Source organism: Vreelandella sp. H-I2, from assembly GCF_052959335.1.
The window spans coordinates 110,144-131,254 of sequence record NZ_JBRAMC010000009.1 but is presented as its reverse complement, the minus strand read 5'-3'; the positions used below and the strand labels follow the sequence as shown (position 1 = coordinate 131,254).

The 21,111-nt window shown below is 54.3% G+C and carries 22 protein-coding genes; 11 read left to right on the top strand and 11 right to left on the bottom strand.

Annotated features, from left to right (window positions below):
- Window positions 1–53: 53 nt before the first annotated feature.
- Together cysZ and ACUVOF_RS20160 are read left to right on the top strand one after the other, a co-directional pair.
- A complete protein-coding gene (gene cysZ / locus ACUVOF_RS20165) occupies window positions 54–797 on the top strand; it encodes a sulfate transporter CysZ (RefSeq protein WP_447046045.1) in 744 nt (247 codons plus the stop codon).
- 87 nt (window positions 798–884) lie between these two features.
- Entirely contained in the window at window positions 885–1,376 is a 492-nt protein-coding gene (locus ACUVOF_RS20160) for a copper chaperone PCu(A)C (RefSeq protein ID WP_447046044.1), read from the top strand.
- 740 nt (window positions 1,377–2,116) lie between these two features.
- Here the strand turns inward: ACUVOF_RS20160 and ACUVOF_RS20155 are convergent.
- The 6 genes from ACUVOF_RS20155 to ACUVOF_RS20130 all read right to left on the bottom strand — a co-directional run bounded on the left by ACUVOF_RS20155 (window position 2,117) and on the right by ACUVOF_RS20130 (window position 7,031).
- Window positions 2,117–2,431, bottom strand: coding sequence for a hypothetical protein (locus ACUVOF_RS20155; protein ID WP_447046043.1), 315 nt, complete (start codon window positions 2,429–2,431; stop codon window positions 2,117–2,119).
- Window positions 2,432–2,731: 300 nt separating this feature from the next.
- The gene (gene phoR, locus ACUVOF_RS20150) at window positions 2,732–4,024 is read right to left on the bottom strand and encodes a phosphate regulon sensor histidine kinase PhoR (RefSeq protein WP_447046042.1); all 1,293 of its coding nucleotides are present in this window, start codon (window positions 4,022–4,024) and stop codon (window positions 2,732–2,734) included.
- A 2-nt stretch (window positions 4,025–4,026) separates the two neighbouring features.
- Window positions 4,027–4,716, bottom strand: coding sequence for a phosphate regulon transcriptional regulator PhoB (phoB, locus tag ACUVOF_RS20145; protein ID WP_447046041.1), 690 nt, complete (start codon window positions 4,714–4,716; stop codon window positions 4,027–4,029).
- A 120-nt stretch (window positions 4,717–4,836) separates the two neighbouring features.
- Window positions 4,837–5,730: a 4-hydroxybenzoate octaprenyltransferase gene (gene ubiA, locus ACUVOF_RS20140; RefSeq protein ID WP_447046040.1), complete on the bottom strand. Its 894-nt coding sequence runs from the start codon at window positions 5,728–5,730 to the stop codon at window positions 4,837–4,839.
- A gap of 34 nt (window positions 5,731–5,764) precedes the next feature.
- Entirely contained in the window at window positions 5,765–6,349 is a 585-nt protein-coding gene (locus tag ACUVOF_RS20135; protein WP_447046039.1) for a chorismate--pyruvate lyase family protein, read from the bottom strand.
- An 82-nt stretch (window positions 6,350–6,431) separates the two neighbouring features.
- The gene (locus ACUVOF_RS20130) at window positions 6,432–7,031 is read right to left on the bottom strand and encodes a DUF2238 domain-containing protein (RefSeq protein ID WP_447046038.1); all 600 of its coding nucleotides are present in this window, start codon (window positions 7,029–7,031) and stop codon (window positions 6,432–6,434) included.
- A 141-nt stretch (window positions 7,032–7,172) separates the two neighbouring features.
- On the opposite strand from ACUVOF_RS20130, the gene ACUVOF_RS20125 reads away from it, so the two are divergent.
- The 4 genes from ACUVOF_RS20125 to ACUVOF_RS20110 all read left to right on the top strand — a co-directional run bounded on the left by ACUVOF_RS20125 (window position 7,173) and on the right by ACUVOF_RS20110 (window position 10,065).
- A complete protein-coding gene (locus ACUVOF_RS20125; protein ID WP_447046037.1) occupies window positions 7,173–8,351 on the top strand; it encodes an NAD(P)/FAD-dependent oxidoreductase in 1,179 nt (392 codons plus the stop codon).
- Between the two features lie 68 nt (window positions 8,352–8,419).
- Window positions 8,420–8,731, top strand: coding sequence for an HU family DNA-binding protein (locus ACUVOF_RS20120; protein ID WP_447046036.1), 312 nt, complete (start codon window positions 8,420–8,422; stop codon window positions 8,729–8,731).
- A complete protein-coding gene (locus ACUVOF_RS20115) occupies window positions 8,731–9,087 on the top strand; it encodes a hypothetical protein (protein ID WP_447046035.1) in 357 nt (118 codons plus the stop codon). Before ACUVOF_RS20120 ends, ACUVOF_RS20115 begins: the two co-directional genes overlap by 1 nt.
- Window positions 9,088–9,150: 63 nt before the next feature.
- Window positions 9,151–10,065 (top strand): LysR family transcriptional regulator, encoded by a 915-nt coding sequence (locus ACUVOF_RS20110; protein ID WP_447046034.1) that lies wholly within the window; start codon window positions 9,151–9,153, stop codon window positions 10,063–10,065.
- Between the two features lie 8 nt (window positions 10,066–10,073).
- On the opposite strand, the gene ACUVOF_RS20105 is transcribed toward ACUVOF_RS20110, so the two are convergent.
- The 5 genes from ACUVOF_RS20105 to ACUVOF_RS20085 all read right to left on the bottom strand — a co-directional run bounded on the left by ACUVOF_RS20105 (window position 10,074) and on the right by ACUVOF_RS20085 (window position 15,116).
- Complete coding sequence (locus ACUVOF_RS20105) at window positions 10,074–11,639, bottom strand: aldehyde dehydrogenase family protein (RefSeq protein ID WP_447046033.1); 1,566 nt, start codon at window positions 11,637–11,639, stop codon at window positions 10,074–10,076.
- Complete coding sequence (locus ACUVOF_RS20100) at window positions 11,636–12,541, bottom strand: NAD(P)-dependent oxidoreductase (protein ID WP_447046032.1); 906 nt, start codon at window positions 12,539–12,541, stop codon at window positions 11,636–11,638. The genes ACUVOF_RS20105 and ACUVOF_RS20100 overlap by 4 nt, the downstream gene beginning before the upstream one ends.
- A 107-nt stretch (window positions 12,542–12,648) precedes the next feature.
- Window positions 12,649–13,806 carry a M20 aminoacylase family protein gene (locus tag ACUVOF_RS20095; RefSeq protein WP_447046031.1) on the bottom strand — a complete coding sequence of 386 codons (1,158 nt, stop codon included), beginning with the start codon at window positions 13,804–13,806 and terminating at the stop codon, window positions 12,649–12,651.
- A 10-nt stretch (window positions 13,807–13,816) separates the two neighbouring features.
- On the bottom strand, window positions 13,817–14,311 hold the full coding sequence (locus ACUVOF_RS20090; protein WP_447046030.1) for a hypothetical protein: 495 nt from the start codon (window positions 14,309–14,311) through the stop codon (window positions 13,817–13,819).
- The gene (locus ACUVOF_RS20085) at window positions 14,298–15,116 is read right to left on the bottom strand and encodes a DUF3100 domain-containing protein (protein ID WP_447046029.1); all 819 of its coding nucleotides are present in this window, start codon (window positions 15,114–15,116) and stop codon (window positions 14,298–14,300) included. Before ACUVOF_RS20085 ends, ACUVOF_RS20090 begins: the two co-directional genes overlap by 14 nt.
- 219 nt (window positions 15,117–15,335) lie before the next feature.
- Between ACUVOF_RS20085 and yccS the strand changes: the two genes are divergently transcribed.
- The 5 genes from yccS (at window position 15,336) to ACUVOF_RS20060 (ending at window position 21,111) form a co-directional block, all read left to right on the top strand.
- Window positions 15,336–17,525, top strand: coding sequence for a YccS family putative transporter (gene yccS / locus ACUVOF_RS20080; protein WP_447046028.1), 2,190 nt, complete (start codon window positions 15,336–15,338; stop codon window positions 17,523–17,525).
- Window positions 17,526–17,699: 174 nt separating this feature from the next.
- Window positions 17,700–19,826 carry a type VI secretion system tip protein TssI/VgrG gene (gene tssI / locus ACUVOF_RS20075; RefSeq protein ID WP_447046027.1) on the top strand — a complete coding sequence of 709 codons (2,127 nt, stop codon included), beginning with the start codon at window positions 17,700–17,702 and terminating at the stop codon, window positions 19,824–19,826.
- A gap of 3 nt (window positions 19,827–19,829) precedes the next feature.
- A complete protein-coding gene (locus tag ACUVOF_RS20070) occupies window positions 19,830–20,603 on the top strand; it encodes a DUF4123 domain-containing protein (protein ID WP_447046026.1) in 774 nt (257 codons plus the stop codon).
- Window positions 20,604–20,606: 3 nt separating this feature from the next.
- On the top strand, window positions 20,607–20,807 hold the full coding sequence (locus tag ACUVOF_RS20065; protein ID WP_447046024.1) for a hypothetical protein: 201 nt from the start codon (window positions 20,607–20,609) through the stop codon (window positions 20,805–20,807).
- Window positions 20,764–21,111 (top strand): DUF3304 domain-containing protein, encoded by a 348-nt coding sequence (locus ACUVOF_RS20060; protein WP_447046023.1) that lies wholly within the window; start codon window positions 20,764–20,766, stop codon window positions 21,109–21,111. The genes ACUVOF_RS20065 and ACUVOF_RS20060 overlap by 44 nt, the downstream gene beginning before the upstream one ends.

The following is a 21,111-nucleotide window of genomic DNA, read 5'->3' as shown; positions in this document are numbered from 1 at the left end:
CGTCCAGGCCGCTGAGCGGCCTGGACGTTTGAATCACAAGGAGTCTCCCCATCATGCTGGATGCTGTCACTGCGCTTAGCCGAGGCACACGCTGTGTGTATCAGCCAGGTATGCGCCGCTATGTGTTTCTACCCATTCTGGTCAACCTGATTGTTTATGTCAGCATGTTCATCTTTGTGCTTAACCGCTTCGATGGATGGCTAGCCCACTGGATGAGCATGGTGCCGACCTGGCTCGATTGGCTCTCCTGGCTTATTTGGCCCCTGTTCGTGATTAGCCTGCTCGTGGTGGTGTTTTTCACCTTCACGCTGGTAACCAGCTTAATCGCCGCTCCTTTTTACGGTTTTTTGGCCGCCAAGGTCGAAACGCAAGTTACGGGCAACGAGCCCATTGATGACCGTAACCTTACCAAAACAGCTATCGATGCCGTTGGTCGCGAGTTTGTTAAGCTCGCCTATATTCTCCCGCGTGCTGCTGGCCTGTTTGTAATTAGCTGGATTCCAGGGCTGAATTTAGCTGCCCCACTGCTGTGGGCGCTATTTTCCGCCTGGGTAATGGCCATTACTTATTTGGACTACCCTATGGATAACAACAAAGTGACGTTTGCCGATATGCGCCAACGACTTTCGAAACGCTGGTGGCAAAGCCTCAGCTTTGGCGGATTGGTCACACTTATCACCTGGATTCCATTGGCCAATCTTTTTCTGCTTCCTGGTGCAGTGGCGGGCGCCGTACTGCTCTGGGATGACCACTACAGAGACGCATATAATGACGCACGCGGCATCACACCACAGTAGGCGCTTATTACCTGTGCTCGGCGACTTTGCTACTGTTACGTGCTAGATCGCACTCCTGCTCTCAATCAACAATAAAGGAATAAACGAATGATCAAACCCATCACTTGGCTGGGTGTGTGTGTTGTCAGCGCCCTTTCTCTGGTGGCGTCAGTAGCGATAGCTCATGACGTCCAAACAGACGCTATGCGTATCGCGCACCCCTTCGCCACCCCAACCCCTCCGGGAGCTAGCAACGGCGCTGCTTATGTGGATATCACCGCCTTGTCAGCCCCTGTTACCCTGATGGGTGCAAGCAGCCCAGCCAGCGACACAGTTGAACTGCATGAAATGCAAATGGACGGCGATATGATGCAGATGCGCCATGTGGACGAGATTCGCGTCGAGGCCGGGGAGACCACTGCCATGCGCCCCGGAGGCGGCTTGCACTTAATGCTGATTGGGTTAGCCGAGCCGCTAAAAGAGGGCGAACGGTTTCCCCTCACGCTCACCTTTGCTGAACAAGGTGATGTGGACATCGAAGTCTGGGTACAAAGTGCCCAAGAAGGTAGCGAAGCTGCGGAAGGCCATCACCATCACTGAGTGCTATTGTGCTTCTGGACACAAAAAATCAGACCCCGCCTAGGCAGGGTCTAAGAACACAATTTATGACAATGGCTAACACTAGCTTCCATTCCTTTTGCGGGACTCCAACCTTGGAATTTAACCCTGACTAGCGCTCTGATTGTCGTTTGATCCATTCCTTGAATCCATGTGCATCCCTGATGTGTGGCATGCATTTGCATGATTCACCCACCCCATTAACGTAACATATCCCCAGCCTATTGCAAGTTTTTGTTACAAAACGTGTCCAATGCTTTCATGCTGCGTTAAAAACTTTATGCGTATGCCTAAACTTCGCAGTTGCTCATTATTTCTAGCCAGCCTTAGCTAGACCAACCGGTGCAATCGTTATAGAAAACAGAGAGAAGGGATGTAAAAAGGTAAAAAAAGAGAAAGAAAAGAAAAGAAAAGAAAAGAAAAGAAAAGAAGAAAATACTGGGATAGCGAGGGTAGCAAAAGCAGGCAACAAAAATTAGGCCCCGTTTACGCGGGGCCTGATATCAGAATAGGTAATAACTAACACTAGCTTCCACTCCTTGTGCGGGACTCCAACCTTGGAATTTACCCTCACTAGCGTTTTGATTGCCTACTGATTCATCCATGAATCTAAAAACCATCCTTGCCTATGAAACATCCTGTTTTGATCGCTTCATCATCCGTTGAAAAAGCATATCTTACATATCGTAAAACTAACCTGTGTTAACGAATAATTGAGAAAATTAATCAGCGCTATTTTCTTCAACTAATTCTTCAGGTGTGTATTCTTCATCACCACTAGTATCTGTTGAATTTGGCTCACCGACAGTATCTGGACCTTGGGTATTATGGTCAGTAGTCAGCTCTTCTTTTTCGTAGTCACCTGAACCCGCCTTACCATGAGACTGGCTATCCATCGGCTGCTCTTCAGCCGTGATACCTTGGTTCTCATCAATAGAAGAATTCTCATCTGTTTGAGCAAAGGCTAGCGGGCTCGCCACTAGACCAAAAGAAACACCTAAAATGCCAGCTTTCTTGAGAAAATCCTTGGACATCATATTCCACCTCCGATCGCTGTTTGATACTACTTCGTTAAGAAAGAAGGGCTAACCAGTAGCCAGCATTTCCTGCGGTCGTCTTCCTTAATCTTAATACTGCACTGATTATGCCAATCTGCCAAAAAAAAATAAAAAATAATTATAATCAATTATTTAATAAAAAAAACAAAGCATTGTTTAAAAGCCCAATACTTGAAACATAACGCAGGGAATGTATAGAAATGACACATGCGCAAAGTATTACCAATCGTGGATGCCAACATTGCACATATTTACAAGGATTATGCGGTGTAACCCGTCTCAGGATTGGATAAGACGCGAGGAGGGAAAGACGCAGCGAAAAAGTGCCCCTTTGCCGGGGTGGGATTCAACGTGCAGTTGCGCATCATGACGTAACAATACGTGCTTCACGATCGCCAAGCCTAAACCGGTGCCGCCGGTCGCGGTGCTACGTCCTTTATCAACACGGTAGAAACGTTCGGTTAGTCGGGGAATATGGACGGGGTCAATACCCTCGCCATTGTCTTCAACGTCTATGCAACCACCGCCGGTAGTGCTCGATCTCCAGCGTATTGTGATATGGCTTCCCATCGGTGTATAGCGAACGGCGTTGAAGGCTAGATTTGAGATCGCACTACGGATTTCCTGCTCACTACCAAGCAGGCGTGCATCACTTTCAAGCGCTACGGTAATAGTATGTCGCTGATGCGAAAGAGCCAGCGCATCGTCACAGATGCTTTGTAATAAAGGACCAAGTGATAATGGATGATGGTCTTTACCGCCCTGGTCAATTTCCAGACGAGATAGAAGCAATAAATCATTTACCAAATTTTGCATTCGCTGTGTCTGTTCCTGCATTTGGTGAATGCTCTTACCTAAACGCGGAGGCAACTGGTCGGCAATATCAGTGTAGGTTTCTAGGTAGCCGGAAAGGACCGTTAAAGGAGTGCGCAGCTCGTGGGATACGTTGGCAACAAAATCACGCCGCATCTGCTCCAGGCGATGCAAGCGAGTGATATCCCGTGCCATCACTAGCCTTTCATCATCACCATACAAAGTAATTTGATACTGCAGGATTTGCCGCTCATCAATCGGCGACGTTAGCGTTAACGGCTCGCTATAGTCCCGCGCATTAAAATAGCGGATAAAGCTTGGATCGCGCAGCAGATTAGTAATGTGCTGACCACGGTCATGGGCGGTTTGTAATCCCAGCATGGCTGTTGCAGCGCTATTCCACCATTCCAAGTCACCATGTCTGTCAAGCATCACCACACTGTCGCGCATCGCTTCAGACGACTCTTGGATGCGCGCCAAGGTGGCCCGCAGTCGGCTTTGAGTTATACGCTGACTCTTTTGGTAGCGGTACAAGCGATCAAACAGTTCGCCCCACATTCCTCGGGCCGCAGGCGGTTCGTCGTGAGGGTGAAGAGTTAACCACAAGTAGAGTTCGCGCAACTGCCGCAGGTGGTAAAACAGGCAAACTGCAAGCCCGGCCGCGAGACCCAACCCAGCGGCGCCCAGCAACCACCCTAAGCAAGTACCCAGCGCGGCTAGCCACACTAGTCGCCACAGTTCACGACTCCATAGACGCACATTTATACCCGTGCAGAGAAACGGTAACCGGTACCCCGAACCGTTTGAATCAGGCTTTGATGCACATTGCCTAGCGCTTTTCGCAAGCGACGAATATGTACATCGACCGTGCGCTCTTCCACATATACATTGCCGCCCCATACTTGATCAAGCAGTTGGCTGCGTGTGTAAGCGCGCTCTTGATGGGTCATAAAAAACTGCAGAAGACGGTACTCGGTGGGGCCCATTTCCAGTGCTTTGCCGTGAGCGCTTACCCGGTGGCTCACTGGATCAAGTAACAAGCCGTTAATCTCAATCGGGTCTTCGACGCCACGCGGGGTCGCGCGGCGGAGCACTGCTTTTAGCCGTGCCACCAATTCACGAGGAGAAAAAGGTTTGGTGATGTAATCATCGGCGCCGGCCTCAAGCCCTTGAATTTTATTATCTTCTTCACCCTTGGCGGTGAGCATGATAATAGGAATCTCAGCGGTGGTTTCTTCACGCTTTAAACGTCTAGCCAGCTCGATACCACTGGTTCCAGGCATCATCCAATCAAGCAGCAACAAATCAGGCTGGTGATCGACGACCATGGCATGAGCATCCTGGGCGTTATCCGCTTCAAGCACTCGATAGTCAGCCATTTCCAGCGCTACCGCGATCATCTCGCGAATCGACGCCTCATCATCGACAATCAGAACGGTCTTGGCGGTCATACCAGAGCCTCACGGTGTTCAAAAAACTAGTTCAAAGAAAGCTAGCTAAAGGAAACTAGCTCAATGACATATCAGTGACGATAACACCATGACTTGATGACAATTAGATGACAATAGTAACTATTGCCCAGCTGCAGGCCACCAACTTAGCGCGATTCCAGCAAAAATCAGCAAGCCTGACCAGTGGTTGTTGAGAAACGCCTGAAAGCAGCGATCCCGGTCGCGCTGGTAAATCAAGCGCTGCTGGTGCAGAAAGGTGGCGGCCATGGCGGTAAGCCCCAACCAGAAAAAACCGCCTAACCCGACCCGCCAGCCTACCCAACCCAGCAATCCCAGCGTGGCCACCTGCAGTAAACCGATCATCAAACAATCCGCATTTCCAAACAGTACAGCTGTCGACTTGATACCAATTTTCACATCATCGTCGCGGTCGACCATTGCATATTGCGTGTCGTACGCGACAGTCCATAGCACATTGGCAAAGAACAGCAGCCATGCTTCCAGCGGTACGTAGCCCAGCACCGCGCCAAAGGCCATCGGAATGGCCCAGGAGAACGCCGCCCCCAATACCACCTGTGGAAAGTGGGTATAGCGCTTCATAAAGGGGTAAATAACCGCCAGCAATACACCACCCAACGAGAGCAGTACCGTAAACCAATTGGTCAACAGCACCAGAATAAACGCAGCGGCTACCAGAACAATAAACAGCAACTGAGCCTCAGTTTCACTGATACGGCCGGTGGCTAGCGGACGATGTTTGGTACGTTTCACATGGCCGTCAAAATGGCGATCCGCATAATCGTTCACCACACAGCCAGCAGCACGCATTACATAGACGCCGGCCACAAAAATGAGCAGCACATTTCGCCCCGGTACTCCCTCGCTGGCAAACCACAGCGCCCAAAGCGTCGGCCACATCAACAGCCACGTACCAATGGGTCGATTCAGGCGCATCAGCTGTAAAAAATCTGACACGCGAGCAAACCCCTTTGGCCGCAACAGTGAACGATCCATGTTTACCTCACAGAAATAAGATGCAGACGTTAGCCTAGCGCGAAGGCAAATCCAGTTCATCCGTCATCGCACACAAAAAATACTCTTGGACCAATAGTGACAGACCGCCGTGCTTACAGCCGTGATGAAAAACGGAGCGGCGGCCCCAAGCACAGCGATCTTCTATCCCATTCATACGAGCAAACGGCGGGGGTTGAGACGTGACCTCCAGAGGTCCACGCACTAAACCTGGCTGACGAAATAACCAATTACCTAGTGAGCGCTCACCCAACCTTTCCAAACGATGGCCTTTTACCTGCGTGAGCGGGGCGACCGAGCGAGCCACCACCCACGGCGTTTCATCTAAACAGAGTGCTACTTCTCGCAGCCAAGCGTAGCGCTTGGCGCCAATGCCCAGCGCCTGAGCCTCATCCTGGCGCGGCCAGCCGACGCTCTGGCGTAGCAACCGTACTCGAAACGGCTTCTCGCCACCCGCGGCCATTAAGCGGGCAGTTAACGAGTCGGTTGAGGCAACCCACTTCCACCAGTGAGCGCTCATTGCCGGGCGAGCCGCATCAACGGGGCGCCAGCATGAAAATAGCTGAGCTTGACACAGCGGTGTGTTTAAGCCTGGACTCATAAAATAATGTTAACTTGTTAGACCATAAGGTAGAAGCCGGAAGCTAGGGTAATTACTCCGATAAGGAAAGGCTTCCAACCCTTCAATTTCTAGTTTTTGACATTGATATGAAAAGATAAAACCCTGAGACAGCCACGGTTGCTCCGATAAAGTTGAAAACAATATCAAGCACGGTGTTGTAGTAGCCACCAACCCCATCATCCGGGACTAGCAACACGGCAATAAACTCGATAATTTCATTTATTGCCCCTACGCCCATTGCTGCCATCGTCGCGATAAAGCCGATGAGTAGCGGGGGATGTTTCTGACCCAAATAATGTCTCAGCAAATGGAGAAACAGCAAAGCGACGACGGCATAAAGGTAGGCATGCACGAATTGGTCGAACTTGAGGATGTAAAACTCCCCACTACCGTCAAAGAGAGGAATCATCCGCCATGAGTAGAGTACCCCGTCGTCCACTTGGACACTTCCTCCCATCATGTGCAGCAGCCCCCAGACAGAGATGCCCCACAATAGGGAAGCTGGAATTCGAGTCTGATCACGGGTTCCATAAAGCATGCCAAAAACAAACACGATCACCCCGACATAACCCAGAAACTCGGCATTAAAATTAACGGCAAAATAAGCCGCGAACGCAACGGTATACAGAGCAGTAAAAACAAGTACAGCCTTTTCTGACATTGAAAAATTCATAGTTAATCAGCGTCTCCAAGGCAGTTAATGTAGAAGCAGTTAGTATAACATAACGCTTTTAAAGTCTTTTTTTCCAGTAACTCTTTTGGTATTTGCATGCTCGCATCCCCCCATACGCAGGCAGTTTCGATGTTTCACGCTGAGCTAGTCATTATTGGTACCGGAATGGCCGGTATAGGCCTTGCACGTGCGTTGCGACGCTTGGGTGATCAGCGCTCCATAACAATGATTAGCGCTGACAGCGGCGATGATTACAGCAAACCACTGCTTTCCACCGGCTTTGCCAAAGGGCTAACCCCTGACCAATTAGCACAGCGCAGCGCCGCAGAACTTGGCGATGAACTGAACGCTCGCATTGTTACCCACACCTCAGTAAACACATTGGATGTGGATAACCGATCAATCCTTCTTGAAGATGAGCAAGCTTCCAGCTATGAAAGACTAAGCTACGACACCCTCGTATTAGCCACTGGCGCCGCACCACGGGAGCCTTTCAAAGTCGATCCAAGCGTGTCTTCGCGCTGCTTTGCCATCAACAATTTAGATGGCTACCGTCGCTTTTATGCAGCCTTAGACCACGATCATGTTCGAGTGGCGATTATTGGCGCGGGGCTAGTCGGCTGTGAATTTGCCAACGACCTGCACGCGGGGCGCCATCAGGTCAGTGTCATTGCCCCCGAAGCCACACTACTTCCACGCTTGCTGCCCGCACCATTGGGTAACGCCTTAGGCGGGGCATTCAGCGAGGCAGGTATCCATCTCTACTTAGGCCGCACGATCAACTCGATCGCGCCCCGCAGTGTTGAAGGCATCGTATTACGTTTAGATAATGGTGATACTGTCAGCGCTGATTTAGTGTTGATGGCCACTGGCCTTGCTCCCTGTACGGCGCTTGCCGAAGCTGCTGGTTTAAGCGTATCGCCTACTGGCATAGAGGTTGATCGCCAACTGCGTACTTCGCATCCTGATATCTACGCCTTGGGCGATGTGGCCTGCGTAGACGGCGTTAATGCCATGTACGTACAGCCGCTGCAAGCCAGTGCTAAGGCGCTGGCAACAACCCTAACGGGCACACCAACTTCTGTCAGCTTTGGCGCATGGCCAGTGGTGGTTAAAACACCGCTGTTGCCGGTGGTGGCCTACCCGCCAAAGGAAACACCAGAGCGGTGGCGAATTGAAGGCGAAGGCGGCGATATCAGTGCCTTGGCTGAAAATAAAGACGGACGTTTGATTGGTTTTGCGTTGACAGGCGGCTGCGTGAGAAGGAAAGTGGAGCTTTCCAGAGCAGCACCTACGCTGCTAGGCTGATTTTCGCCGCGTTCGCGACTAGGCTAGATAAACTAGCCAAATCAAGTGACGCATCCAACAACCTGCATTTGCTTTACGCTCGAAACATTAATAAAGGGAGATTCCTTATGCGCAAACCTGAACTCGCTGCTGCCATCGCTGAAAGTGCTGACCTATCCAAAGATAAAGCAGGCCAAGTGCTGAACGTCATTTTGGATGAAATCACTAACAGCGTTGCTAAAGGCGAAGATGTCGCGTTAATTGGCTTTGGTACTTTTACGGTACGTGAGCGCGCAGCCCGTACGGGTAAAAATCCGCAAACCGGTGCCCCGCTGCAAATTCCGGCTAGCAAAAACGTCGCCTTTAAGCCAGGCAAAGCGCTTAAGGACGCTGTTTCCTAATGAAGCTCAAGCTGACGCTGTGGCTGCTGGGCGTGATGCTCAAACGAGCCCTGCGCCGCAAGCCGCGCTTTCGCGAGCAGTTAGAACGTATGCGCGGCTTGGATTGGGGGATTGCCACGGAAGATTTAAGCATTGCCCGCTACTACCGGATGACGCCAAAAAGCATCAACACCGGTAATGGGCTACCCGTGGACCTAGATCTTGAGTTACGTTTCCGTGACCAAGCCACCGCCTTAAACGTGCTCAAAAAGCCAACTCAACAAGCTTTTCTTGATGGCATGATGAGCGGCAATGTGCGCTTAGTGGGTGACTCGGCCGATATGAATAAGCTGCAGAAACTACTCAAGTACTTGTAGCCCTTCACGGTTGGCAGGGTAGTGGGTTTAGACTGAACCATGGCAGAGGTATAACCGCTATCGATGGACATACCTCATCAACGTTTAGTGTATTTCCGCGTTACCCTTGAGTCTGGCTCGGTGCGCCGCGCAGCGGCGCGCTTAGACATCGCTCCCTCGGCGGTCAGCCGGCAAATTGCGTTGCTGGAAGAAGCCTTGGGAGCCACTCTCATGGAACGTCAGCGCGGCGGCATTTCGCCTACCCCGGTCGGTGAAATGTTGCTTGAGTACTGCGAGCGCCGCGGCGCCCTTGATGAAGGCTTTATTGCGTCACTTGAATCCTACCAACGTATGGAAACCGGCAAGATATCACTGACTGTCGGTGAAGGTTTTGTCAGTGACTTGGTGGCTTCCCCGCTGCATGAATTTACCCAGCTTTATGCGGGTATCCAACTCGATATCCATACCGCAGGCACCTCGGGCATTATTGAAGCCATTGTCGATGACCACAGCCATATCGGCTTAATGTTCCATGAGCGAACTCACCCCCAGCTACGCTTCTGGGCATCGACTCCTCAGCCGCTAATGGCTATTCTACCGCCCGACCATCCCTTAACCAGCCAAACAACACCGCTCACGCTTACCCAGCTTAGCGACCAGCCCATGGCCATGTGGGACACTACCCATGGGGTGCGTCAAATGGTCGACCAGGCGTTTCAGCAGTCGCGCATCGTCCCGCGCCTGGCGATGAACACCAATTCAATGGTGGTACTAGCACAGTATGTGCGCAGTGGCATGGGCATTACCCTGCTGCCCGCCTTTGCCGTCGCGCATGATTTGGAAGCCGGTACGCTAGTGGCGCGCCCGGTCGATAATCCGCTTTTTCAGCGCTCCCAGGCCCACATGGTCACGCGCGTGGGTCGCCAACAACCCAAGGCCAGCATTCTGTTGCTACGCCATTTACAACGCTGGATGCAGGCTTTTCGCGACCCTGGATAGGTAAGCGATCAACCAACGCCGCTACCGTAGCCAAATGCAACGCTGGCTTCTGGCGCGGTTTCCACCCACACACTTTGCGGCACCGTATATTCGCGCAGGCCGTCCAAACCGCTAGAGCGACCAAAGCCGCTATCACCAAAGCCCCCAAACGGTGACATCACACTGATTACTTTGTAGCTATTGATCCACACCGTGCCCGCACGCAGTTGCCCAGCCACACGATGCGCCCGCGCTACATCTTGGCTCCATACCGCGCCTGCCAGCCCAAAGCGGGTTTCGTTGGCGAGCTGAATAGCCTCGGTTTCATTATTAAAGGCCATAGTAATCAGCACCGGGCCAAACACTTCTTGCTGGGCAATTTCCATGTCTGGCGTGACATCAATCAACACGGTAGGAGCGATAAAGTAGCCCTGGGCCTCGTCGGGCAATCCTGATGGTCGTTTACCGCCCGTTAATAGTTTCGCCCCGGCGGCTACCGCCGCGTCGATCATGCGAGTGACCTGCTCAAATTGACGGCGATTCTGCAAAGGCCCCATACGAGTCGCTTCATCACCGGGCAACCCAATGACAATCTGTTCTGCGGCTCGCGCCAAACGAGAAGTGACCTGCTCAAACACCGTACGCTCGATCAGCAGCCGTGAGCCCGCCACACAGCTCTGGCCAGCGGCAGCAAAAATGGCCGCCTGGGCGCCCGCGACCGCTTCATCCAGCTTTGCATCGGCAAAGATGATATTGGCCGACTTGCCCCCCAGCTCTAATACGCTGGGTACCAAACGGCGTGCGCCAGCTTCAGCAATCATGCGGCCACTCTGGGGAGAGCCGACGAATACCAGCTTGCTGATGGTGGGATGATCGGTCAGCGCTGCGCCAGTCGTTTTTCCCAACCCATTGACGATATTAATCAGCCCTTTAGGCAGCCCCTGACCGAACTTTCCAGAGCATTCAAGCAGCTTGGCAATCATCACCGATGAAAAGGGCGTCAGTTCAGATGGCTTCAGTACAACGCCGTTGCCCGCCGCAATGGCCGGGGCCAGCTGCCAGGCACAGGTAAACATCGGTGCGTTCCAGGGGGTAATTTGCCCCACCACGCCATAGGGCACATGGCGCACATAGTTAAGGTGCGAGGTAGGTACCGGAATCACTTCGCCATGCTGCTTGTCGCACCAGCCCGCGTAGTACTCGAACATCTCACGCACTTTGCCCACTTCGGCGCGACAGTCACGAATCGGCTTACCGGCCACCACACTTTCCAACTGCGCCAGCGCCTCTTCATGGCCCTCCAGGCCGCGCATGGCAGCGTTCATGCGCCGCCCGCGCTCACTGGCGGTTAGCGCCATCCATTCACGTTGGCCTCGCTGTGCCGCTTGGGTAGCACGCTCAATCAGTGCAGCGCCCGCATCGCGATAGCGCACCAGCGTTTCGCCAGTGGTGGGGTTGATAAGCGTGATTTCATCACCTTCGCCCGCGATTAATTCGCCGTCAATCCAATTACTTAACGGCGTGACAGCGACTAAGCCGAAGCCTTCAAGCAGTTGTGCAAGATGGTCGCAGGCATGTTGGCTAAGTGAGCTCATTGGTTGCCCTCCGTTTGGCTGCCACGCGCTAAAATCGGCGTAGTGATATGGTTAAAGTCATCGCTATCGGTTGGCTGCTCAGGGTTCGCGTGCCAAGCATCGACAACGGCTTGCAGCAGCGGTAGCGGCAGGCCCAATTGCTCAGCGGCATCCCGCGCCAATCGCAAGTCCTTACGCATCAAGCCGGTGGTAAAACCAGAATCAAAACGCTCGCTCAGCACCCACTCGGGGAAGTTAACTTCGCTAACCGCGCTGCGCCCTGAACCGCTATTCAGGCCCGCCAAACAGGCAGCGGGATCTACACCTGCCTTGGCCGCCATAGCAACCGCTTCGGCAGTCGTCAGCAGGTGCGCGGCACACAGGTAATTATTAGCAAGTTTCACCACATGGCCGCTGCCTGGGCCGCCCACATAGGTGCGCTTGGCTGACATCGCCTCCAGCATCGGCATTACTCGCGCAATGGTGGTTTCATTGCCCCCCAACAGCATGCCCAGCTTGCCGTTGGCAGCACCTTTAGGCCCGCCGCTGACCGGTGCGTCCAGCCATTGAAGGCCCGCAGCGGTTACTTTTTCGGCCAATTCGCGAGTAACGGCGGGATCACTGGTCGAGGTATCGACAATCACGCTGTCTTTGGGTGCCAGGGTGAGTAAGCCTGGGGATTGCTCGATCACCTCACTGACATGGGCAGAGGTGGGCAACGACAGCAGGTAAACATCACTGGCAGGTAGGGCATCGGGAGCCACCACGGCTAACCCTTGAGCCGCGAGACGCGACCGTGCCTGCTCAAATACATCGCTACCCGTGACTGCAAACCCGGCGGCTTTAAGGGTGAGCGCCATATTGCCGCCCATCTGCCCCAGGCCAATCACAACAATCGATAACGACCCTGTTGAAAAAGACATCATAAAATTCCTTGAACGTCCTGTTACGTGAAGTTCGGCGTAGACGCTCCCCTACCCAGTGGGCATTAGGGAGCGCATATCGCTAATCGTTGAGAGAAGGTGATGCGTTATTCGAGCAGCGCCCTGGCTAAGTCCACCCAATAGCGCGTTCCTAACGGCAACAGTGCATCGTTGAAGTCGTAGCGCGGATTGTGCAGCGAGGCAGAATCTTCGCCGTTGCCCATCCAGATATAGGCGCCTGGCCGCTCAGCCAGTAGAAACGAAAAATCTTCAGAGGCCATGCTGGGTGGCGGGTTGCGCTTGACGTTGTCGCTGCCGAGCAAGTTCTCCAGCACCGTGGCGCAGTGCTGGGCATGCTCCGGGGTATTGATGGTCGCCGGGTAGCAGCGCTGATAATCCAGCTCAACGCTTAAACCATGGAACTCGGCTAGGCTGGCAATCGACTGCTTAAAGCGTGCTTCCAACTGCTCCTTAAGCGCCATATCGAAGCAGCGCAGCGTACCGCGCAGCTCGACCTGCTCGGGAATCACATTGAAGGTATCCCCGGCGTGGATGCTGGTAATACTCAGCACCGCCGATTTATCCGGCGGCGTTTCGCGGCTCACCAAGCCTTGTAACTGGCTGATCAGTTGGCAGCTTGCCAGCACCGTATCGATGCCCAAGTGTGGCATCGCCGCGTGGCAGCCTTTGCCAATCAGTTTTAAGGTGAAAATATCGAAAGCGGCCATTACATCGGTGTCATGCACCGCTGCGGCGCCTACCGGCAGGCCTGGCCAGTTGTGCAGGCCGTACACGGCATCCATGGGGAAGCGCTCAAACAGGCCCTCTTCGACCATCACCCGTCCACCACCGGCACTCTCTTCGGCGGGCTGAAAGATAAATACTACCCGGCCTTTGAAATCTGGCTGCTGCTTCAATGTCCAAGCAGCGCCCAGTAGCATGGTGGTATGGCCATCGTGACCGCAGGCATGCATTTTGCCCGGTGTTTGCGAGGCGTAATCCAGCTGTGTTTCTTCACGAATATCCAGGGCATCGATATCGGCCCGAAGGCCGATCGTTTTCCCTTCGCCGCGCTGGCCATCCAAGGTCGCAACCACGCCGGTACCCGCAATGCCGGTGGTTACCTCAAAGCCCCAATCGCTTAATAGAGCGGCTATACGCGCACTGGTGCGGTGCTCCTCAAAGGCCGTTTCCGGGTGCTGGTGGAAATCGTGACGCCACGCTTTTAATGTGTCGCTTTCCGGTAAGTGAACTGAGGCCGTCATCCTGTTCTCCTTAAAGCATTACGTGAGCCACCACCGCCGAACCAATAAAGGTACCGGTGAAGACTAAAAGGGCCACAATCACCAGCTTCCAGCCGGTTTGCTTAAACATAGAAAATTCACGACCGGTCAGCGCCAGGCCTGCATAGGCCAACACCGGCGTGACCACCGCCAGGAAATCCACTTCAGCCAGCCGCGCAATAATCCAGCCGTTACCAGGAAAGAAAGGCAGCGTCGCGATAATACTAATCAGCGATACCCAGGCCACGCTGGGCAGATAAAAAGGACATGCCCGCCCAATGACCAAACCGATGATGACCATCACATACAGAATCAGCATACCGGGCAACGCGTCTAACAAAGGTGAACCGTTGACGATATTGCTAAACCACCCCGCCACACACACCGCTGCCAGTACCAGCGCAGTTTTGCCCAATTGGTTTTCAGGACGCAGCTCTTTAAGCGCTTCGGCGTCGAATTGATCAACCGTATTCTCATGAGTTTTCATGGCGAACCTCCTGGCGTGAGCCTTTTAAGCGCTTATACATCCATTCGGTCACCGGTAACGCAATAAACAGCGACACATACAAACCGGTGGCATAGGTGAGCAAATTGCTGGCCCCCGCAAAGGCGAGCAGTTCGTCTTTGGAGGCCGGTACCGCTTCAGCCAACGCCGCCGAACACGCCGCCACCATGCTGCCACTGCCGACACCGCAGGCCATGGCCAGGGCGCGAATATCGAGAATATCCAACGAAGCGATATAGCCCGCCATCAAAGCGAAATAGAGCGTACCGAACATGGTGCCTACTACGTAAACGCCCATAATGCCGATACCTTCAGGGCTTCTCAGCCCGTAGCGATCTGAAATAATGGCGATATTGGGTTCGCGGGCGATGGAGTAGGTAGCGCCGATCGCCTCGCGGCCCATCTTGAGCACCAGTACGGCAAAGGGGAGCGCGATCAGCATGGTGCCGAGGTTGCCCAATTCTTGGAGAATTAGCGCGGGACCTGCGGCAATGATCTGCTCAATGGCAGGCCCGATGGTGGAGCCAAACTTGGCAATAAACGGCAAAATAGCTATTAAAATGATCGGGCCTGCCGCATTACTGACCGGCTTGGGAATGACCTTGCCCATTGCCGAAAAAAGGTGGGGATTGAAAATGACGCCAATGATAAAGGCGTAAAGCAGCGGTAGTAACAGTAGTGTTCCGGGCCCGAGAGGGATGCGTACGATGCCTATCCACTCGGCAAACATCGACGTCACGATCACCGTCAGGTGCAGTCGCCAGTCCAGCAATAGCTTGAGATCCATGGGGGTGTTCCTGTTTTTTATAGTGTCACTCCGAGTATCGAAAGGTTGCCGTTCCAATCATAGAGCTTTAGTGCGCTATTTTTTAGAACACATAAACGTTTTAAAGTAGGGAAACGCCCGCTCAACACCGCTAAAGTAGCCAAACGTTGAGAGCCGAGTAACGACATCCAACGTCAACCTATTTACACTAAAGTCTAGTAATCACCCATAAGAGCTTCTATGCCAATTTCTTTGCCGCTGCGGCGCCTTTGGACGCTGGATAAATTCGCCTACAGCCTGCGCGTGTTTATAGCCTTCAGCGGTGCGCTGCTGTTTAGCGGCTTAATGGGCGATGTCGCGCTGGTGATTCCCCTCTTTCTGGGCATCATCGCCTGTGCGCTTTCTGAAACTGACGACAGCTGGCAAGGTCGCTTTCAAGCTCTGCTGGTCACCCTGGTGTGTTTTACCTCGGCGTCTTTTATTGTCCAGTGGCTGTTTCCCTGGCCATGGCTTTTCGTGGTGGGCCTGGGTATTTCGACGTTTACCCTGATCATGCTCGGTGCTATCGGGCAGCGTTACGCCACAATTGCCTCGGGCACGCTGATATTGTCGATCTACTCGATGATCAACATCGAGCAGCATGGTGGCGTGGATGAGGACGTGGCTGCACGCCAATTGCTGTTGTTGGCAGGAGCCGTCTGGTACGGATTGATCTCGGTGGTGTGGTGCGCACTCTTTTCACGCCAGCCGGTCAAGCAAAGCATGGCACGGGTGTACAAAGCGCTGGGCGAGTTTCTGATACTGAAATCGGCGCTGTTTGAACCGGTACGCGGTGTCGATGTGGAAGCGCGTCGGGTGGCCTTGGCACGCCAGAACGGCAAAGTGGTCGATGCGCTCAATCAAGCCAAAGAGATGATTTTCCGACGCTTAGAGGGTCAGCGCGGCGACCAAAAACTCAACCGCTACCTGCGCATCTACTTTATCGCCCAGGACATCCACGAACGCGCCAGCTCTACCCACTACCCCTATAGCGCGCTCAGCAAAGCATTTTTTCACCACGATGTGCTGTTTCGCTGTCAGCGGCTGCTGGATCAACAGGGGCGCGCCTGCCGCCAGCTAGCCAAATCACTACTGCTCAATCGTCCCTTCGATCACCAGCAGAGCGAAGAGGCACTGGCTGACTTACACGCCTCGATTGAGAACCTACGTGACCGGGGCAAACCCGAATGGCGTCCGCTGCTTTACCCACTGAGTGCATTAGCAGAGAACCTAGCCACCTTGGAAAACCAACTTGCCAGCGCCCATAACCCCGATGCCAGTGAAGAGCGCCGCGATAGCTCGCTTTACGACCGCTCGCCATCCAGCGTGCTGGAAGCGTGGAAGCGGGTAAGGCTTAACTTTACCCTCGGCTCGCCCACTTTTCGCCACGCGGTGCGGCTCTCTATTGCACTAATGGCAGGCTACGGGCTGCTCCAGTGGGTCGACCCCGAACAGGGCTTTTGGATTCTGCTGACCACGCTGTTTGTCTGCCGACCCAACTTTGCTACTACGCGTCGTTTCTTATCACAGCGGATACTGGGCACCGTACTGGGCTTAGTGATGGGTTGGGCATCCATCAGCCTCTTCCCGCAACCGCTGGTACAGAGCATGATCGCCGTGGCCGCTGGCGTGTCATTCTTCGCTAACCGCGAAAAACATTACGTTATCGCCACTGCTTCGATCACGCTGTTGGTGTTGTGCAGCTTCAACCAAGTGGGCGATGGCTATAACCTGATTTTGCCCCGCCTATTCGATACCTTGATAGGTTCGCTGATTGCGGCCTTAGCAGTATTTTTTATTCTGCCCGACTGGCAGGGGCGTAGGCTTTACCGCGAAGCCGCCAATACACTGACTAACCATCGCCGTTACCTGGAGGAGATTATCCACCAGTACGAGGAAGGCAAGCAGGATGACTTGGCCTATCGCCTAGCGCGGCGCAATGCCCATAACGCCGACGCGGCGCTCTCCACCCTGCTCACCAATATGCTCCATGAACCGGGCCACTACCGGAAGCTGGATGCGGATAACGGGCTGCGTTTTCTGGTGCTCTCCAATACCTTGCTGAGCCATCTCTCTGCGCTAGGGGCTCATCGTCATCAGCTGGCAGAGGATGAAGACGACGCTACGCTGGTGCCAGTAGCAAAACGCATTGGGGAACTGTTAGGCCAAATTGCCGAGCGGTTAAACAAGCGCCAATCGGTGGAGGCGCTAACCGATCAAGCCGCTGAGCTGTTAGCCCAGCTAAATGAACAAAACGTGATAGCCGAAGACGAACAGGCGGTTTCGCTCTATCGTCCTATCCAGAGCCAGCTACGCCTGATCACTGAACAGCTAGCCCCGTTGGGCGAAGCGGCGAATCGGCTAACCAATTCGTCTGCGATAAGCAAATAGTTGCCCAAGTGGCTTGTGCGTAAGCATTACTCATCATTTTGTAAGCCATATCTTACAAGCGTGTAAGAGATCCCTGTGACTTGCCCTGCAACCGCCTTTTTGGGGTTGCGCTGCGCTTTGGGCTCGCTACCCTAATCGTTTTTATTAGCATTAGACGATCCACGGAGCGCGGCGATGGCAGACAATACGGGGGCGAGTACTGGCCTGCAGTTCACCCTAACGCTACCCGGCGTTGATGAAATCGCGGTGATCGACTTTACCCACCGCGAAGCGCTCTCCCAGCCTTTTGAGCTGTCGCTTAACCTGGCCAGCAAAGACGGCAACCTTGATGCTGCCGAGCTGCTGGATCGTGAAGCCACCCTGACTATTTGGCAGGACGGCCAACCGCTGCGGCGGGTCCATGGCATTGTTGCTGAATTTGGCCGGGGCGACCGTGGCCACCGCCGCACCTTCTACTCCCTGGTATTGCGCCCGGCGTTATGGCGACTCTCCTTGCGCCAAAACTCACGGATTTTTCAGAAGGTCGATCCGCTCACCATTATTAATACCCTGTGCGACGAACGGGGTATTACCGATGTGAGCTTTGCGGTTAAGCGTGAACTCGCCGAACGCGAGTACTGCGTGCAGTACCGCGAGACCGATCTCGCCTTTATCGAGCGCCTGGCCGCAGAAGAGGGCCTGTTCTACTTCCATGAGTTTGCTGAACGCGGTGAAGGCAGCGATGGCGGTGCCCACCGCTTAATCTTTGCCGATGACCCTCAGGTACTTACCAGCGTTGGCGAACGCCCCTACAACAGCCGCGCCGGGGGTACTGCTCCCACCCGCCATGTACGCAAGCTAAGCCACAAGGCCCGCGTCGCGGCCGCCTCCGCCACGCTGAAGGATTACAGCTTTAAAAACCCCGCCTATGCACAGCTGCATGAGCACCTGGGCCGCGACGTAGAAACCCATGGTCAAAACACCGACTACGAGCACTACGACTACCCCGGCCGTTATAAGCAGAATTCTTCTGGCGACCCCTTTACACGGATTCGTTTAGAGCAGCTGCGCCGCGAGGTTATCACCGCCCATGCGGAAAGCGACCTGCCTGAGCTGGCCCCCGGCCTGCGCTTTACCTTGACCGATCACGATACCGACCGCCTCAACCGGGACTGGCAGGCCATTAGCGTCAACCACCACGGCGAGCAGCCCCAGGCGCTGGAAGAAGACGGGATGACCCAGTGCGATGCTCACCTGCAGGGCCGGGCAGGAACAGAAGCAATGACCCGCTACTATAGCCAGCTCACGCTGATTCCCGGTGATACCCCCTGGCGGGCCACCCCAACCCCCAAACCTAGGGTAGATGGCCCGCAAGTGGCCTTCGTGGTTGGACCCGAAGGCGAAGAGATTCACTGCGACGAGCACGGCCGGGTCAAAGTGCAGTTCCCCTGGGATCGCTACGGCGAACCGAATGAAACGGCGAGCTGCTGGGTACGGGTCGCCCAAGGCTGGGCAGGGGGCGGCTACGGCAGTATTGCCATTCCCCGTATTGGCCATGAAGTGATTATTTCATTCTTAGAAGGCGACCCCGATCAGCCACTAATTACCGGGCGCACCTACCACGCCGTCAACACAGCCCCTTACTCACTGCCGGAACACAAAACCCGCACCGTTATCCGCACCCAGAGCCACAAGGCGGAAGGCTTCAACGAGCTGCGCTTTGAAGACGAAGCTGGCGAAGAGCAAATCTGGCTACACGCCCAGAAAGATTTAGAGCTGTTAACCCTGAACGACCGCACCGAAGAGATCCAGCGCGACAGCCACCTTAAGGTACACAACGACCGCATCAGCGAGGTCGACAATGATGACCACCACACGATGCATCAAAATCGCCACACGAAGGTAGACGGCGACGACAACCTGATGATCGGCGGCACCCGCCATGAGAAAGTCGGCCAGGCGCAGTTGTTAGAAGTCGGGCAGGAAATACATCAAAAATCAGGTGGCAAAACGGTCATCGCTGCCGGAGCAGAAATCACCCTTAAAGCCGGAGGAAGCTTCGTTAAGCTCGACCCCAGCGGCATTACGATTGTCGGAGTGCAGGTGAAGATCAACTCTGGCGGCAGCCCAGGCGTGGGGAGTGGGCAACAAGCCCAAGGGCCAGTGTTACCGGGACGGGCAATATCTGAAGCGCATCAGCATGCAGACGGCGTGACACAAGAGGCTCTGCTGACGACACGCCTTAAGGTGCCGGAGGTATGCGAGGAGTGCTGGCAGGCGGCGCTGGCCTCGGGGCAAACAATGATTCAGGCAGGGGAATAGCCGATGGTCGAGGTCGCTCATATCCCCTCCGATTGGCAACTCACTCCCTGGCCAGCGGATAAGGCATTAAAACGCACGGCCCTGATTGAGCTGGGCCTTCTTAAACCGGCGCTACGTACTGCACTATTCGAAACAGATGGCGTCTCGGCCTGGCCGTTGCTGCGGGATGATCAGCAGCCACATCTGACCACCGAAGGGCCTTGGCTTTTCGAGATAACATTCGATGCGATAACCGAGATAGCAGCGCAGGCAGCGCAGGCAGCGCTTGGCTGCGCTCTGCATGCCTGGATTGAGAGCCGTACAACAACCCAGCAGTTGGCCACTCAGTTAGCCCCCGCCATGGTAGCGTGCCCTGTGGATGAGCCGCCTTCCCTGCTACGTTTTTACCTGCCCCGGGTGATCACGCAATTACATGCCGAGACCCACGCTGACTGGCACCGCTCACTTTTCGGTGGCATCGAACAGTGGTGGCGACCAGACGCTGAACAGGGCTGGCAGACCCTGGGCGCCATGCCGACTCAGGCCCCAGATGAATCTCCATGGCAGTTGACACTGTCCTCCTCGCTTTACCATGCGCTGCAAGGCGACCCCGAGGTTAGCTCCTTTACCCGGCTGCTGACCCAGCAACACCCAGAGCTGTTTGCTGGTGTATGCACCTGCACTCGACCACAGCGGGTGGAGGCCGCGCTCCTGGCCACAACTGAAGCGGGCCTGGTTGAAACGGGCGAGCGGCTGGCCTATGTGTATCGTCGATTGTTAGCCCGCAGCCAGGAGTAACCCATGCTGGTGAGATGGATCTGGAACTGGTTGTTTAATCAAATGTGGGACGGCCTGCCCAAGAAAGCACGCTGGGTCCTAGCGGTGCTTTTAGCGGGTTTCCTTATATGGCTGTTCTTTATGCCCAACCTGCACCCAATGCCCACGGATACCTCCATACGTGGGCATAGTCATATTGATCGGCCTGTCTCGTTTCTGGGTTAATGAGCGTGGTGGAGGAAACCTAGGAGCTTATGGAGGCGGGAGCACAATATGCTGCCAGCGAATCATCAGTGATACCGCCGAGGTGGAATGGGTTTATGGGCGAACCGTAGAGGGGTTCGAGCGTGGCGATGAGCCTGAGAGTCACAGTGTCACACTGCCGATGCCCGAACGTAGCCGGGAAGACCGTTACCTGCATGTGCATTTTCTGCCCAATAACGAAGTCAAGCTGGGCTGGAGCCCAAACCTAGTATCGCCCTATGACCATTTGCCAAAGCGCCTCGATGTGGCCCGCTATCAGGAGTAA